Source organism: Sphaerotilus sp. (assembly GCF_013299175.1).
Classification (GTDB): domain Bacteria; phylum Pseudomonadota; class Gammaproteobacteria; order Burkholderiales; family Burkholderiaceae_C; genus Sphaerotilus.
Genome location: NZ_JAAFKF010000048.1, coordinates 15,288 through 28,390, shown reverse-complemented (window position 1 = coordinate 28,390; position 13,103 = coordinate 15,288). Strand labels below are relative to the sequence as shown.

The window sequence follows — 13,103 nt, the reverse complement described above, 5'->3', positions numbered from 1 at the left end:
ACACCTGATTGACCTCGCGCGCCATCAAGGACAGCACGCCCGCGTGCTTGTCCTTGATGCGCAGCTTGAGGGTCTTCACGGCTTCCATCCGACAACTGTATTTCCATACATGTCGCTTGACAAGCCGGAACGGCTTGAACGCTCGACCCCGGGCTGAACCCCGGGGCTTGTCGCTTCGTCCGGGTCACGACCCCTGGCGGCGAAACCATTCCACTGCTGTCGCGCTACGTGTTTGCGCAGGACGCCTACGCGAAGAAGAAACCACGCGCGCAAATCATCTGCCCGGGCTGCTGGAACGTCATTGAAGATCGCTTTGACACCACCGACCTGGTGTGCCCGCACTGCGCGCACCGTTTCAACCCCCAGGATGGCCCCACCGACGGCCAGCATGTCCGCGACAGCACGGGCCAACGCCACAAGATCAAGGATCTGTTGCCCGCGGACGGCTCACCGCCCGCGCACCGGCTCTACGCGTTGATGGCCCTCAAGGGCAATGGCGACAAGTGCTATCTGCCCGCACGGCCACACGATCACATGCTGTTCGCCGAGGCCGAGCAGCGCCTGCGCACCGAAGACCTGCCCCTGCCCACCCTGGCCGTTCGCCCCGGCCACAACACCGACCAGGCCCGCGGCTACCACTACCACCACTGGCGGGATTTCTTCAATGCGCGGCAGTTGCTGTGCTTGGGCCTGCTGCTGCGCAGCATCCTGAAAATCGAAGACCAGGCAGTCCAGGAGCAGATGCTGTGCCTGTTCTCCAGCACCCTGGAGTTCAACAACCTGTTCTGCAGCTTCAAGGGCGAAGGCACCGGGGCCGTGCGGCACATGTTCTCGAACCACATCCTGAAACCCGAGCGGGCGCCTCTCGAAAACTCCGTCTGGGGCACCGACCGCAGCAGTGGCACCTTCAGCACCTTGTTCGAATCGCGGCTGCTGCGTGCCAAACGCTACCTGGACGAACCGTTCGAGCTGGTGCTGGAACGCGACCTGCTCGGCACGCGCACCGGCAGCCGCAAGTTCACGGCCAGCGCCCCGCTGGAGGCAGTTCGCGTGGACACTTGGACAGAGCTGCAGGCCACCGAGGGCGCACTCATGGTCCTCAATGGCAACAGCGCCAGCCTGCCATTACCAGATGCCTGCGTCGATGCAGTCGTGACGGACCCGCCCTACTTCGATTTCGTTCACTACAGCGAACTGAGCGACTTCTTCTACGCCTGGTTGTCGCCCGTGCTGGGCACACGCTACCCGTGGATGCGAAAACCCGACTGCTCCGACCGCGGTGAGGTGCAGCACAAGGACCACGGGGTCTTCGCCAGACAGCTTGGCTGCGTGCTGTCAGAGTGTCGGCGCGTACTGAAAGACGAGGGCGTGCTGGCCTTCAGTTTTCACCACTCGCGGGCGGAAGGTTGGGCCGCCATTCACGAAGCCATTGCCACGGCCGGGCTGACCGTGGTCGCCGCACACCCGGTTCACGCGGAGCTGCGGGCGGCCAGCCCCAAGACTTCAGCGCGTGATCCCATCAGCCTGGATGCCATCCTCGTCTGCAAAAAGCGCAGTGAAGCCACCCAGCACGCGTCTTCTACGGACTCTTTGCCAGAGCGCGTCGCACACCTGATCAGACGCCTTGAAAGCGCGGACCTGTCCGTGTCGCGAGGAGACCGTTTTGTGATCGGGGCGTCGCAATTGCTCATCGACGCAGGAACAGGTCAGTGGGACCGTGACACGGTGTGCAAGCACCTGGAGGCATGGCGAACCGAGTGCTTCATGCGAGAGGCCGAGTCCTGCTGACCACGGATCGGGAGCGAGTCAGCGCAGGGGTGGGCCGATCAGACCAACCCCAGTCCCACCGGCGCCACCCCCTCGAACACCCGCCCGAGCTGCGCCGCCGACAACCCGTACATCCGCTGAAACAGCCCCGCGAACACCCCGCGGTATTCGTTGAGCACCGGCCAGTCCCGGCTCTGGTGCAGCGTGTCCATCCGCACCGCGACCTGTTCACCGACCACTCGCCCGCCGCGCACCGACCCGCCCAGCACCCAGTAGGTCGTGCCATGCCCGTGGTCGGTGCCGCGGTTGCCGTTCTCGCGGAAGGTGCGGCCGAACTCGCTGATCACCACGACCACCGTGTCGCGCCACGCCACCTCGCCCAGCTCCTGCGCCAGCGCGGCCAGCCCGTTGCCGAGTTCGCCAACCCGGGTGGCGAGTGCGCCAGTGCCCGCGCCCTGCCCGACGTGCGTGTCCCAGCCGCCGACATCGACAAAACCCAGGCGGTGCCGCTCGCGCATCAGGCGGCCGATGCGGCGGGCTTCGCCTTCGAAGCCGCGGGCCGTGATCGCGTTGCGGCTGGCGGCTTCCATGCCGCCCATCAGCTCGCGCTGCGCGGCCTGGCGCACGTCGAAGCCGTCGTTGACCGGGCCAGCCAGCCGCGTGCCGGCGTACATCTGGCGGATCAGCTCGGTCTGGCGTGCATCGACCCCACCACGCCCGACCGACCCGAGCGCCAGATTCGGCACCTTGACCGCACCGCGCAGGATCAGCGGCAGGTCGCTGGTCAGCGCGATGGCGTCGCGTGCGCCGAGTACCTCGGCCAGCCGGTTCAGAAAACCGGAGCGGAAATCGCGCCCTGCGGCCGGGTCGTCGGACTGACCGAGTTCGATGTGGTCCTGCGTCTCGAAGTGGCTGCGGGAGAGGTCGTGCGTGCCAGCGAAGGGGATCGCGGCGAGCTGTCCGCGTTCATACAGCGGCAGCAGCGACTCGGCCCAGGCCGGCGCCAAGCCCCAGTCGGACTGGTCCGGCAGCGCCAGCGCGGCCTCGGGTCCGGCGCCGGGACGGGCGATGGCGATGCGCGGGCGGGCGGCGTAGTAGTCGTCGCTGCCGATGGGCACCAGCACGCTGGCCGCGTCATACGCCCCGCGCAGGAACACCACCAGCAGCCGCGGCACCGAGGCTGGCGCCGCCCACAGCACCCCAGCGCCACTGCCCAGCGGCACGGCGGCGGCCCGCTTCAGGAAATCGCGTCGCAGCATCGTCGTCATCAGCAGTTCCTCGGTCAGCGCAGCATGAATTCGGGGGATGAGAGCAGAAGCGCATGGCGGTCCTGCGGCAGGGTGGCCTGCGCGAGCACGGCGCGGGTGCGCTCGCCCAGCGGTCGGATCAGGCGCTCGTCTGGTGCAACGGCCGGACGCCCCGGCGTAGCCGACAGCCGGCTGAGCGTGCGCGCCACCTCGAAGCGGGCCGCCATCTGGCCGGAGCCGTTCCAGGCGCTTTCATCGAGCGGGTAGCCGTCCGGTGTGGCACGGCCGTAGAGGGACTGACCGAGGCGGTTGAGTGCGGTCATCACGGGCGCCATGTCCACCAGCGGCGCCTGCGGATCGGCCACCAGGCGCAGCGCCGAGAGCACGTAATGCACGGGATCCTTGAACTTGCGCCCCAGCGAGGCGGTGAACTCGGGCGCGGCGACCAGCGCCTCCAGCGTGAGCGCGATGTCGCCATCGGTGGCGAGGAAACGCTGGCTCAGGCGATCGACCAGTGCCGCGGGTGGCTCGTCGGCGACCAGGAACACCGCCAGCTTGCGGCAGACGTGGCGGGCCGTGGCGGGGTACCGGGCGAGCGCGCCGAGCTGCTCCAGGATCTCGTCCCAGCCGCGTCCGCCCTTGCGCATCTGGCCGAGCACGGTCTTGTCGCCCATGTCATGGCGGCCTGGATGGAACTCGGTCAGTCCCTCGCGGCGGTAGAGCGGCTGCAGCTTCGGCGCCACCTTGGCCGGCGTGTCGCTGAAATTCACGCCCAGCCCGGTGAGCACGCGGGCAAGTTCCTGCACATCGCGCTGGCTGTAACCCCCGTCCACGCCCAGGGTGTGCAGCTCCAGCAGCTCGCGGGCATGGTTCTCGTTGATCCGGCCAGCGGCGTTCTGCTCGTTGTCGAGGTAGCGCAGCATGGCCGCGTGCGTCGCGCTGGCCACCAGCAGATCGCGGAAGCGGCCCAGGGCGTGCGGGCGCAGGGCCTGCTCGTAGTCGCCGACCAGCATCCGCAGATTGGCCTTGGTCTGCCCGACGTTGAAGTGGTTGAACCAGAACCAGACCATCTGCTCACGCAGGCCGTGCGGCGAATGCAGCGCCTGCAGCAACGAACGCACCGCTGCTTCGCGGGCCACCAGGGCCAGACGCTGCTGGTAGGGCTGGCGGTCGTCGCCGCGGCGCAGTTGCTCCAGCTCGGCCACCAGCGTCGGCAACGGCAATCGGGTGATGGACAGGGCCTCGATTGCGCCCTGCACCGGCACCGGCAGCGCAGCATCCGCAGCGGGATGCAGCAGCGCCTGCACGGCATCGCGGCGACCGCGTTCGGCCCAGTCGTCGGCGCTGGCCGCGCTGGCGCCCCAGGTGAGTCGGTCCAGCACGGCCAGATCGGCTGGGTCAATCGCCTGGCGCACGGCGCGGCGCGTGGGCAGCCGGCGCACGGAGGTACAGCCGGCCAGCCAGAGTGCGCCGCCGCTGGCTGTGGTCAGAAAAGCTCTGCGCTGGGACACCGGGCGACTCCAGGAAGAAAATTGCTGCAATGCAACACGAACATGAGGGACTCTCAACTTAGGGATGGTTTGATTTAAGGGTTTACACCTACATTCGCCTCCATGGGTACTGTAACTAACCACTCCAGGGCGCCGTCCCGGGCCGGCTGGGTTCCGATCCGGCCGCTGGGCCAAGCACACCGCACGCAGATTCTTCAGCACCTGCTGGGTCTCGGCGACCAGGACCGCTACCTGCGGTTCGGCTACGCGGCCAATGATGAGCGCATCCGTGCGTATGCCGCATCGCTGGACTTCTCCCACGACGACGTGTTCGGCATCTTCAACCGCCGCCTGCAGCTCGTCGCCATCACCCACCTCGCCTACAGCCAGCTCGCCAGCGCCAACCACGGCGTGAGCCGCATGGCCGAATTCGCGGTCTCGGTGGACCACCGGGCACGCGGCCGGGGCTACGGCGGGCGCCTGTTCGGTTACGCCGTGCGGCATGCGCGCAACCGCGGCGTCGATCGCCTGTTCATCCACGCCCTGAGCGAAAACACCGCCATGCTGCGCATCGCCCGCAAGGCCGGCGCCGACATGCAGCGCGATGGCAGCGAATCGGAAGCCTGGCTGCAGCTCCCGCCGGACAGCCTGGCGAGCCAGATGGAAGAGTTGTTCGCCAACCACGCCGCCGACCTCAACTACGTCGCCAAGGGCCAGCTCCGCCGCCTGCAGTACGTCTGGGCGCGCTACCGGCACTTCCAGCACCGCATGCTCCGGATGGCGGGTGTTGGCCCGCGATAGCCCCACGAACTGCGCGCCAGATGCGCGTTTTTGACCCTCGGCAGACCGCGTGTCTGCCGTTTTCGTTTCCGGCGCTCGGATCAGAGACAGGTTTCACTCAGACAAGGTATTCACAACGAGTTACATAATTGCATAGGATGACGCCCAAGTACCGGCTGCTTCTGCCGATTCCGTACAGACCTGTTCAGTTCACTCCATTGCCCGGAACGCCCCATGCCCACCCAAGTCTGGATCCTCGCCCTCGCCGCGATCGCTGGCATCGTCGGACTGGCGGTGCTGGTGCTGCGCCGCTCCAGCACCGCCTCGTCCGCCAAAGCCGTCGAGCTGCCCACCGAATGGCCGCTGACCCAAAGGCCGATCTTCTCGCCCGAGGAGCGCGCCCTGTACCGCCAGCTCCGCACCGCCCTGCCGCACCACACCATCCTGGCCAAGCTGCCGCTGGTGCGCTTCTGCCAGCCGGAGGACCGCGAGGAGCTGCGTTACTGGTTCAACCTGCTCGGACCGATCCACGTGAGCTTCGTGGTCTGTGCGGAAAACGGCCGCGTGCTGGCCGCCGTGGACATCGAGCGCCCGAACCGCCCGCCGGCCAAGCGGGTCTCGGCCATCAAGCTGGCGGTGCTCGAAGCCTGCCGCATCCGCTACGTGCGCTGCCGCTCGGACCAGTTGCCGACCGCTGCGGAGCTGCAACTGCTGGTGCCGGCGCAGGGCGAGCAGCCGGGCCAGCGTCCGGCCGTGCCGCCAGCGGCGCGGACCAGCCAGCCGCCGGAGCACGCGCCCGCCGCCCGCCCGGCCGCCAACGACCTCTCCAACCTGCCCGCCTCGGCCGCTGCGGCACCGACGGGGCAATGGTACGAATCCGGCTTCTCGCAGGACTCGTTCTTCGCCCCCGAAACCCAACGCGATCCCTTCGACGACACCCCCGTGCGCGGCCCCGCCCCACCGGCCGCCGGCCCGAAGAACTGGGCCGGCCCGTCCACCAGCAAATTCCAGCCGGGTGACTTCGGCCCGTCCGGCGATGCGGGCGGCGACATCATCGGCCGCCGCTGACCCTTCAGGACCAGCCCGACACCGGCTGGTCCAGAATGCGGGATGACTGTGCCCGCTCCTGCTCCTGCCCCCCAAGACCTTGACCAGCCCTACGCCGGCCTGACCCCGCACGCGGTGCTCGACGCGCTCGACGCCGCCGGCCTGCGCGGCGACGGACGCATCCTGCAGCTCAACTCCTACGAGAACCGCGTCTTCCAGGTGCATCTGGAGGAAAGCCTCGACCCGGATGCACCACTGCCCGGCGTGGTGGTGGCCAAGTTCTACCGCGCTGGCCGCTGGAGCGACGCGCAGATGCTCGAAGAACACGCCTTCACGCAGGCGCTGGCCGACGCCGAGGTGCCCGCCGTGCCGCCGCTGGCGCTGCGCATCGCCGACGATCTGCGCCCCGAAGCCGCTGGCATCGAACTCCTTGGCGACCCGCCGACCCTCGCCAAGCTGAACGGCTGGCGCTACGGCGTCAGCCCGCGCTGCGGTGGACGCTCACCCGAACTCGAAGACCCGCTGACGCTGGAGTGGATCGGCCGCTTCCTGGCGCGGCTGCACCTGGTGGGTCAGCAGCAGCGGTTCCAGCACCGCGTGACGCTGGACGGCAGCGCAGCGGCGCGCGCCTCGGTGCAATGGCTGGTGGACAGCGACCTGCTGCCAATGGGCGCTTTGGGTGGCTGGCACAGTGCCTGTCTGCGGGCGCTGGACGCGGTCGATGTGCGCTTCGAGCGGCACGGCCCGCTGGAGCTGCTGCGCATCCACGGCGACTGCCACGCCGGCAACGTGCTGTGGACCAGCCACGGCCCGCACTTCGTCGATCTGGACGATGCGGTGAACGGCCCGGCGGTGCAGGATCTGTGGATGCTGCTCGGCGGCGACCGGCACGAGATGCAGGGGCAACTCGGCGCCCTGCTCGACGGCTACGAGACCTTCCGCGAGTTCGACCGCCGCGAGCTGGCGCTGATCGAGCCGCTGCGCACGCTGCGGATCGTCCAGCACAGCGCGTGGATCGCCCGGCGCTGGAATGACCCGGCCTTCCCGATCGCCTTCCCGAACTTCGAAAGCCCGTCCTACTGGGCGCAGCAGACGACGCAGCTCCACGAGCAGGTCGAGGCGATGGCGGAGGAACCGCTGATCGCCTGACCTGCTGCCCGGTCAGTGGCAGGTCAGTGGTGAGCGTGCTCGCTTGGCGCGGCGGGCTCGACGTTCAACAGCACGGCGGGGGCCTTCATGCCCTTTGTGGACGTGCCGCTGGCCGGCACCTCCACCCAGTCGAGCTGCCCGGACGGGCAAAGCTGCTGCACCTTGAACCACAGCGGCCCTGCAGTGGCCGGCAACTGTCCGCGCAGCACGAACTCGTCGTACTGCGCATCCGGCAGGCGGGCCTCGTCGCTCCGGGCCGTCCAGACAACCTCGGTCACGTCGTCGGTGACGGTCTTCCCGTGGCTGGTGTAGGGCTGGGCCAGCGGCTCGCGCCGGATCGACAGCGCCCAGCCCGGCTTGGGCATCGGCTTGGCCCCTTTGAAGCCGGACGGGAGGCGCACGGTCACGGTGTGGGTGGGCTGGCCCTCGCAGCCGTGGCTGATCAGCAGCACGGCCTTGTAGGAGGTGCCGGCGATGGCCGAGGGGGTTTCGAGCGCGACATGAGCACGGGCGCCAGAGGCGAGCAGCAGCGTCGAGGCGGCCAGCAGGGCCAGCGTGCGGCGGGTGGAATGCAGGGTCTTGGTCATGGTCAGGTTCCTTGGGACTGGTGCGATGCGGGCCATCAAAGGTCGAACTTCAGCTCGGCGCTGTAGGTCCGCTGCGGGTACGGGTGGAAGTTCCAGTACTGGTAGTTGTTCAGGTTGTCGATGCCCAGCGCCGCCGACCACTGGCGGTCGAACTGGTAACGCGCCCGCAGGTCGGTGGTGAAGAACTTCGAGAAGCCCTGGTAGGTGAAGCCGTTCGAATCGCTGTTGTTGAGCGTGCCGTACTGGTTGCTGGCGGCGCGGGCGCCGTAGCTCAGGCTCAGTTGCGGGGTGGCACGCCAGGTCGCCAGCAGGCTGCCGCGCCACATCGGCACCCGCGGCTGCTGCTGGCCAATCGTGTCGCCCGGCGTGGTCACGTAGCCGGCGTTGTCGAGGATCTTCGACTGGGTGTAGGTCACGCTGCTGCTCAGATCGACGCCGCGCCAGCCCACGTCTTGCCCGCGGTAAGCCAGCTCCAGGCCGAAGGTGCGCATGCGGTCGATGTTCTGGGTGCTCGTCACCGCCTTGCCATCGACGACCGTGCTCTGCGAATAGAGCGCGTCCTTCGTCAGTTCGTGGAACAGCGTGGTGCGCCACCGGTGTGCGCCCCCCTCCCATTCGGCGCTGAACTCGGTGGTCCACGACTTCTCGGGCTTCAGGCTCGGATTCGTGACCGGATCGCCCGCCACGTAGGCGCCCGCGCTGCTCAGGCCACCCTGGAACAGCTCGCCCGCCGTTGGCATGCGCACTGCACGGCCGCTGGAGAGCTTGAGCGTCCAGTCTTCGGCAGCCTGGTAGCCCACGGCAGCCTTGGGCGACAGGTAGGTTTCCTGCCGATCCTGGTAGGCGACGCGCTGGCCGCCCGACGCCACCTTGTAGCCATCACCCGCCCGCCACTGCTCGGCACGCAGGCCCAGCACGGTCTTCCACTGCTCGGCCAGCGTCCAGGCGTCCTGGGCATAGGCACTGCGGAGCTGGGTGCGGCCACCGAAGTCGGTGAAGGTGCTGGTCGGACCACCGCTGATCCAATCGCTGGCGTTGCTGACGAGCTGGTGCCAGCGGTAGCGGTCCTGTTGCAGGCCGAAATCGATGATGTGCGCCCCATCCACGCCCAGCGGACGCCAGACGCCCTTCAGCGCCAGCGTGTCCCAGCCGGTGCCGCTCAGGTCGGTGAGGCGACCCGCCCCGCCCAGGTCGGCGGCGGGCTTGGCAACGGTCGGCGTGCGCTGGAGGTCTTGGCGGTAGTCGTACAGCGAGGCGGCCACCTCCCAGTCGAAGACCCCGCGGGTGCGGCTCTTGACCGACAGGCCGTGCATGACGTGTTCGAGCTGCTCGCGGGACTGGCCGAAGTCGGTGGCGGCGACCGTGTAGTTCCTGCCGCCGATGTTGGCCGTACCCGAATAGAACGGCTGGCCGCTGGCGTCGCGCAGGTAGCTCTCGGACTGGTTGGTGGTCGTGTTGTGCCACACCCCCAGCGTGTAGGCCGCCCGCACGGTCGGGTCGAGGTCGTAGGCGAGCTTGAGCTTGGCGTGGTCCTGCACCGTGTGGTACTGGGTCGCGCCGCCAAGCAGGTACCAGGGGTTGTTGCCCTTGTCGTTGTCCAGGGCCGCCCCCGTCACCACCGTGCCGGGCACGGCCGTGGTCGCCGTCGAACCGGTGCTGACCAGCTTGCTCGGGAAGGTCAGCGGCTGGCCGGTGCTGTCGGTGCGGTTGAGGTTGAACCACCAGGAGAAACCGCCCTCCCGGCTGCCGAGCGAGGCGCTGGCCTGCTGGCCCGAGTAGGTGGTGTGGGTTCCGTACAACTCGAACGGCTGGGTGAAATAGCCGACCTTGGCGTGCGCCTCGAACTGCTTGGGCATCCGGGTCACGTAATCCACCACCGCACCGACCGAGTTGCCCGGATACGCCGCCGAGAACGGGCCGTACAGCACATCGACCCGCTCGATCTCCTCGGGCGTCACCAGGCCCCAGCGCGGCGTGAAGCTCGCGCCGTTGCCGAGGTAGTTCGACAGCAGGATGCCATCGGCGAAGACCATCGAACGGGCGCTGTTGCCGGTGCCCGAGGCGCGGCTGGACAGCACGGCGTGGTTGTAGTCGCCGATGTAGCGTTTGCGCACCAGCAGGCTGGGGAGGTACTTGATCGCGTCTTCGGCGTCGGTGGCGTTGATCTTCTCGGCCACGTCGGTGCCCTTGATGCCCTCGATGGTGGTCGGGATCTGGGTCGGCAGGGAGGTGGGTTGGCGGCCGGTGACCACGACGATGCCGAGGAAGGTGGACGGGGTTTCGACATCAGGCGCCGCCTGGGCCGCATGGGCGGGCGCGGTGCAGACGAACGGAAAGGCCAGGCCGATGGCCCGGACCAGAGGAAGCTTGTGCATGGGGAGGGGGAATCAGGTCTGAAAAGAAAACAGGACAGCCCGCACCCGACCGCCACGCAGGGACAGTCAGGCACGGATCGATCGGTTTTCAGACCTGGGGAGGCGCGTGGCTGAGCGGCAGCCGGAAATCGTGTCGCCGCAAGACCGCAGCGGCAAACGCCTCGAAGCGCACGGCCGATACCACGAGCGGCGCCGGATCGAAGCCCGTCACCACCGGCAGCGGCATCGCGGCCCCGGCCAGCGGCGCGTGGTCGCAGAAGTCGCAGGCCGACAGGTGCTGGAGGGTCGATTCCAGCGTGACCGCCGCGTCGATCACCCGCAGGTCATCGGCATTGGCGCGACCCGCACCGCCGCTGACGCACCAGTCGCCGGCCACGGCCAGCACCATCTCCCGATGGGCTTGCCGCGACGCCGCCGGATCGGCGGCCCGCAGCGCGTGGGACAACGTCGGCACGAGCACGTTCAGCAGGACCAGCGCAATGCCGATCCAGCCGATGCGTTGGCGCCAGGACGTGGGGAACATCCGGCGATTATCAGCCCAGGATCAGCGCCTGGATGCGCCGGACGTGCGCGGCCGGGTCGTCGAGCTGACCGCCTTCGGCCAGCAGCGCGTTGTCGAACAGCACCTGCGCGAGGTCGTCGAACGTGCCAGATCCTTCCGGCAGTGCGGCGAGCTTCTTCACCAGCGCGTGGTCGGCGTTGACTTCGAGCACCGGCCTGGACGACGGCGCAGCCTGACCGGCCTGCTTCAGCAGCCGGGCGAGGTGGCCGCTCATGTCACCTTCCTCGGTGACGAGGCAGGCCGGCGAATCGACCAGCCGGGTCGTCACGCGCACGTCCTTGGCCCGCTCGCCCAGCGCCGTCTTCAGGCGGTCCAGCGTCGGCTTGAACCCTTCGGCGGCGACCTCGGCCTGCTTCTTCTCTTCCTCGTCCTGCAGCGTGCCCAGATCGACCGCACCCTTGGCAACGCTCTGCAGGTGCTTGCCCTCGAACTCGTAGAGGTGGCTCAGCATCCACTCGTCCACGCGGTCGGTGAACAGCAGCACCTCGATGCCCTTCTTCTTGAAGATCTCCAACTGCGGGCTGTTCTTGGCGGCGGCCAGCGTGTCGGCGGTGATGTAGTAGATGACCTCCTGACCGTCCTTCATGCGCGACACGTAGTCGGCCAGCGACACGCCTTCGTCCGCGTGCGTCGAAGCGAAGCGCAGCAGCTTGGCCAGGCGCTCCTGGTTGGCGTGGTCTTCGCCGACACCTTCCTTCAGCACCGCGCCGAATTCCTTGTAGAACGCAGCGTACTTGGCCTTCTCGGCGGCGTCCTCGTGGTCGGCCAGCGATTCGAGCATCGACAGCACGCGCTTGGTCGAGCCTTCGCGGATCGCCTTCACGTCGCGGCTTTCCTGCAGCAGCTCGCGGCTCACGTTCAGCGGCAGGTCGGCCGAGTCGATCACGCCCTTGACGAAGCGCAGGTAGGTCGGCATCAGCGCCTCGGCGTCGTCCATGATGAAGACGCGCTTCACGTAGAGCTTCACGCCGCCACGCTTGTCGCGGTTCCACAGGTCCATCGGCGCCTTGGCGGGGATGTACAGGAGCTGCGTGTACTCGGTGCGGCCTTCGACGCGGTTGTGCGTGTAGGCCAGCGGGGCGGTGGTGTCGTAGGTGAGCTGTTCGTAGAACGCCTTGTACTCGGCGTCGGTGATGTCGCTCTTGCTGCGCGCCCAGAGAGCCGCCGCCTTGTTGACCGGCTCCCAGTCCTCGGAGACGACGTTCTCGCCCTTCTCGGCGTCCCAGCTCTCCTTGCGCATCAGCACGGGCAGCGAGAGGTGGTCGCTGTACTTGCTGATGATGGACTTGAGCTTCCAGGTGGACAGGAACTCGTCCTCGCCCTCGCGGATGTGCAGGATGACGTCGGTGCCGCGGGTCTCGCGGGTGATGGTCTCGACCTCGAAGTCGCCCGTGCCCTCACTGCTCCAGCGCACGCCTTCGGTGATCGCCACGCCCGCGCGGCGCGATTCCACCGTGATGCGGTCGGCGACGATGTAGCCGGAGTAGAAGCCCACGCCGAACTGGCCGATCAGGTTGGCGTCCTTGGCCTGCTCGCCTTCGAGCTTGCCCATGAACTCCTTGGTGCCGCTCTTGGCGATGGTGCCGAGGTGGTCGATGGCTTCCTGGGCGGACAGGCCGATGCCGTTGTCGCTGATGACGATGCGGCGAGCGGCCTTGTCGTAGCTGACGCGCACGTCCAGATTGGGTTGGTCCTCGAACAGCGCGTTGTTGTTCAATGCCTCGAAGCGCAGCTTGTCGCAGGCATCCGACGCATTGGAGACGAGTTCGCGCAGGAAGATTTCCTTGTTCGAATACATCGAATGCGTGACGAGGTGCAGCAGTTGCTTCACTTCAGCCTGGAATGACAGGGTTTGCTTGTCCATGGTGGGTCGGTTCTCTTGTGTGCCGAGGTTGTCAGATGGGCAGCAGGGTGAGGGCTGGCGCCGGGTTTTCAAGGACGTGATTTTTCTCGCTGATTTGAAAGAAATTGCTACGAGAACGCACTTCGGCTTGCATGTGGCTGTCTGCGGGCACGGCGCCTGCGTTACAAGCGGACCCTCGGATCGGTGGCGCGTCCCCCGGACCTTCGGGCTTGTCCGATGTGATTTACAGCACGGG

At 67.8% G+C, this 13,103-nt stretch carries 10 protein-coding genes; 4 read left to right on the top strand and 6 right to left on the bottom strand.

Annotated features, from left to right (window positions below; genetic code table 11):
• Nucleotides 1-330 precede the first annotated feature (330 nt).
• On the top strand, nucleotides 331-1,788 hold the full coding sequence (locus QZW52_RS10220; RefSeq protein ID WP_293998161.1) for a hypothetical protein: 1,458 nt from the start codon (nucleotides 331-333) through the stop codon (nucleotides 1,786-1,788).
• A 38-nt stretch (nucleotides 1,789-1,826) separates the two neighbouring features.
• Here QZW52_RS10220 and QZW52_RS10215 read toward each other — a convergent pair whose 3' ends face one another.
• Together QZW52_RS10215 and QZW52_RS10210 are read right to left on the bottom strand one after the other, a co-directional pair.
• A complete protein-coding gene (locus tag QZW52_RS10215) occupies nucleotides 1,827-3,026 on the bottom strand; it encodes a DUF1501 domain-containing protein (RefSeq protein ID WP_293998167.1) in 1,200 nt (399 codons plus the stop codon).
• 23 nt (nucleotides 3,027-3,049) lie between these two features.
• Nucleotides 3,050-4,525 carry a DUF1800 domain-containing protein gene (locus tag QZW52_RS10210; protein WP_293998158.1) on the bottom strand — a complete coding sequence of 492 codons (1,476 nt, stop codon included), beginning with the start codon at nucleotides 4,523-4,525 and terminating at the stop codon, nucleotides 3,050-3,052.
• 102 nt (nucleotides 4,526-4,627) lie between these two features.
• On the opposite strand from QZW52_RS10210, the gene QZW52_RS10205 reads away from it, so the two are divergent.
• From QZW52_RS10205 to QZW52_RS10195, 3 genes are all read left to right on the top strand, one after another.
• The gene (locus tag QZW52_RS10205; protein WP_293998155.1) at nucleotides 4,628-5,305 is read left to right on the top strand and encodes a GNAT family N-acetyltransferase; all 678 of its coding nucleotides are present in this window, start codon (nucleotides 4,628-4,630) and stop codon (nucleotides 5,303-5,305) included.
• A gap of 213 nt (nucleotides 5,306-5,518) precedes the next feature.
• On the top strand, nucleotides 5,519-6,352 hold the full coding sequence (locus QZW52_RS10200; protein WP_293998152.1) for a DUF2726 domain-containing protein: 834 nt from the start codon (nucleotides 5,519-5,521) through the stop codon (nucleotides 6,350-6,352).
• Between the two features lie 42 nt (nucleotides 6,353-6,394).
• Nucleotides 6,395-7,480, top strand: coding sequence for a serine/threonine protein kinase (locus tag QZW52_RS10195; protein ID WP_293998149.1), 1,086 nt, complete (start codon nucleotides 6,395-6,397; stop codon nucleotides 7,478-7,480).
• 23 nt (nucleotides 7,481-7,503) lie between these two features.
• On the opposite strand, the gene QZW52_RS10190 is transcribed toward QZW52_RS10195, so the two are convergent.
• From QZW52_RS10190 to htpG, 4 genes are all read right to left on the bottom strand, one after another.
• A complete protein-coding gene (locus QZW52_RS10190; protein WP_293998146.1) occupies nucleotides 7,504-8,067 on the bottom strand; it encodes a YcnI family copper-binding membrane protein in 564 nt (187 codons plus the stop codon).
• A 35-nt stretch (nucleotides 8,068-8,102) separates the two neighbouring features.
• Nucleotides 8,103-10,442 (bottom strand): TonB-dependent receptor, encoded by a 2,340-nt coding sequence (locus QZW52_RS10185; RefSeq protein WP_293998143.1) that lies wholly within the window; start codon nucleotides 10,440-10,442, stop codon nucleotides 8,103-8,105.
• An 88-nt stretch (nucleotides 10,443-10,530) separates the two neighbouring features.
• Nucleotides 10,531-10,965: a DUF2946 family protein gene (locus QZW52_RS10180; RefSeq protein WP_293998141.1), complete on the bottom strand. Its 435-nt coding sequence runs from the start codon at nucleotides 10,963-10,965 to the stop codon at nucleotides 10,531-10,533.
• Nucleotides 10,966-10,975: 10 nt separating this feature from the next.
• Entirely contained in the window at nucleotides 10,976-12,868 is a 1,893-nt protein-coding gene (htpG, locus tag QZW52_RS10175; RefSeq protein WP_293998140.1) for a molecular chaperone HtpG, read from the bottom strand.
• Nucleotides 12,869-13,103: the final 235 nt, after the last annotated feature.

What these genes read in the sequence shown, in the direction of transcription:
- QZW52_RS10215 (WP_293998167.1), bottom strand. Translation starts at nt 3,026, where the DNA reads ATGCTGCGACGCGATTTCCTGAAGCGGGCCGCCGCCGTGCCGCTGGGC.
- QZW52_RS10205 (WP_293998155.1), top strand. Translation starts at nt 4,628, where the DNA reads ATGGGTACTGTAACTAACCACTCCAGGGCGCCGTCCCGGGCCGGCTGG.
- QZW52_RS10200 (WP_293998152.1), top strand. Translation starts at nt 5,519, where the DNA reads ATGCCCACCCAAGTCTGGATCCTCGCCCTCGCCGCGATCGCTGGCATC.
- QZW52_RS10195 (WP_293998149.1), top strand. Translation starts at nt 6,395, where the DNA reads ATGACTGTGCCCGCTCCTGCTCCTGCCCCCCAAGACCTTGACCAGCCC.
- QZW52_RS10190 (WP_293998146.1), bottom strand. Translation starts at nt 8,067, where the DNA reads ATGACCAAGACCCTGCATTCCACCCGCCGCACGCTGGCCCTGCTGGCC.
- QZW52_RS10185 (WP_293998143.1), bottom strand. Translation starts at nt 10,442, where the DNA reads ATGCACAAGCTTCCTCTGGTCCGGGCCATCGGCCTGGCCTTTCCGTTC.
- QZW52_RS10180 (WP_293998141.1), bottom strand. Translation starts at nt 10,965, where the DNA reads ATGTTCCCCACGTCCTGGCGCCAACGCATCGGCTGGATCGGCATTGCG.
- htpG (WP_293998140.1), bottom strand. Translation starts at nt 12,868, where the DNA reads ATGGACAAGCAAACCCTGTCATTCCAGGCTGAAGTGAAGCAACTGCTG.